Source organism: Phyllobacterium sp. P5_D12, from assembly GCF_054049495.1.
The window spans coordinates 1-1,838 of sequence record NZ_JBFUMG010000728.1 but is presented as its reverse complement, the minus strand read 5'-3'; the positions used below and the strand labels follow the sequence as shown (position 1 = coordinate 1,838).

Below are 1,838 nucleotides of genomic sequence, written 5' to 3'. Positions count from 1 at the left end.
ATATCACGCCAGCGATCCGCACGTGCTGCCGGCATTGAAAAAAAATGGTCGATTCTGTGATCGGATGTCTTGGCTTTTGTCGTCATCACCGGTCTCCTTTGCCTCGGGTGTCGAGTTGGGTCAGTTGGCATCATCGAAGCTGGGGCGACCTTCAACGGGGTCGCACACAGTCGCGTTGCAAAGCCGTGTCTCCTGATCATGACTTTTGCCTGCGCGAACAAGCAAGTACGTTACTGTATCCAACAGTCGCGAAGGGCGACCGATACTCATGGTACTTGCACGCTTGCTAGTTTCACGCCCATGCATTCGTGCCAACTGCGACGATCATTGTGGTGGGCGACGAGGACATATTCCGTGGAAAGTGCCTAAAATCGGCAATGATATCAGCAACAAAGCGGACAGAACGCACCACTGCAGATACGTCAAGTAGGTCTACACCCCATTCGCGGGACGCCACCTCTGGCGATCCTCACACCGCGTGGCGGTCGCAACTGCCGGCACCGCCGCACTTCCTCTGGGACGAGGCGCGGGCGAAATACACGCATGTTTGATACAGTAACATAGTCCCAGGTGGAGGAGCATTGCGGTGTGTTTCAAGACATACCGCAAGCGGAAATGAGAAACGGCAGCCTATTTGAGAAACGGCAGCCTATTGTAGTTGACCCAAAAGGCACAATAGTTCGCCTCTTTGCCCTCTGGATTGATTTTTCGACAGCGACTACCGTCTTCTCGAAGCGGTCCCTTGAGAAGGAAGCCAAGAGATGCCCGCGGTCCCTGGCCCGAAAAGACCCAGGTGTGGCTATCGGGGCACTACCCATATCTTTCGCGATCCCAACGCCTAGCGCTTAACACTATCTATGTTAGCCTCGAGTCGTTGGCCYACTACAACTTGATGAAAAGGATCTTCGAATGAACAGAGTTCTGATCACCGTCGTTGCCGTACTAACAGTGATAAGTTTAAGCGCCTGCGGATCAATCGGCAAAGGAAAAGCTCCTCCGCCAATGGCGGAACCAGCAGCAGCACCAGTCTATAAATAGAGGCTGCTTCTGTGCTATGGGAAGGTGAGTCTACCTTCCCATTCCACACCGGCCCTATACACGACGTGCGATCCCGCCCGTGGCCATGACCATCCAAAGCCCTGGAGCAGCAAGGCTTTCCAGAAGACTCGCAACTAACCCAGAGAGGCGTACAATCCTCACATCGCCGGGCACGTTAGATGCCCATCGGCGCTTGCTCCCGCCAATAGGTGGAGCAACTTATGCCATTTTCTACGTTTGACCACGATTACACCCAAGACGACCTGCGCATCTTGGGAAGGGCGCACCGCCGGGCTTGTCAATTCCTCGGGCGCGATCCGCTTCTGCATCCATGGCCGAACGTATGGCACTCACGATCATGATTTTCTTTGAGCGCGGTGAACGAGACTTTGGTCGACTGGCCGGCATGGCGGTCAAGCGCGAACTCTTCTTGTTGAGTCCGACACTATCGATCCACACAAGCCGAATTGAGCACGAGGTACACACTCATATCGCGCAAACCGCAAGGAATCGGAACGGATTTGACAAAAAACTGGACAGCAAACTCGAATGTCCGAATTGCGACACAATTTATCTTAAATGCGCGCGACCACCTCACCCTGTCTCTGTTGCAAGCCCGGCTGATGGACCCGAAGCTCCCGATCGCAGCGGGCAGCTGATTTTGCGTAAGCTTGACCGCGATGGCGACGGCGTTTCCTGCGAATAGGGAACCCAAAATGGTCGTTGGCATCCGGAAAACTCGATGACATCGGCCATGAACGCTGCTTCTCCCGACCGTCAGTCACCACCACGTACCACGT

Annotated in this window: 3 protein-coding genes; all 3 read left to right on the top strand. The window is 54.5% G+C overall.

The window, feature by feature from the left end; all coding sequences use genetic code 11:
* Nucleotides 1–196 (top strand): hypothetical protein (locus ACXJ5O_RS25780; RefSeq protein WP_457302390.1); only part of this gene is annotated, 196 nt, incomplete at its 5' end.
* A 713-nt stretch (nt 197–909) separates the two neighbouring features.
* Complete coding sequence (locus tag ACXJ5O_RS25775) at nt 910–1,038, top strand: ABC transporter (RefSeq protein WP_271893952.1); 129 nt, start codon at nt 910–912, stop codon at nt 1,036–1,038.
* A gap of 343 nt (nt 1,039–1,381) precedes the next feature.
* Nucleotides 1,382–1,744 carry a hypothetical protein gene (locus tag ACXJ5O_RS25770; protein ID WP_457302389.1) on the top strand — a complete coding sequence of 121 codons (363 nt, stop codon included), beginning with the start codon at nt 1,382–1,384 and terminating at the stop codon, nt 1,742–1,744.
* Nucleotides 1,745–1,838: the final 94 nt, after the last annotated feature.

What these genes read in the sequence shown, in the direction of transcription:
- ACXJ5O_RS25770 (WP_457302389.1), top strand. Translation starts at nt 1,382, where the DNA reads ATGGCACTCACGATCATGATTTTCTTTGAGCGCGGTGAACGAGACTTT.
- ACXJ5O_RS25775 (WP_271893952.1), top strand. Translation starts at nt 910, where the DNA reads ATGAACAGAGTTCTGATCACCGTCGTTGCCGTACTAACAGTGATAAGT.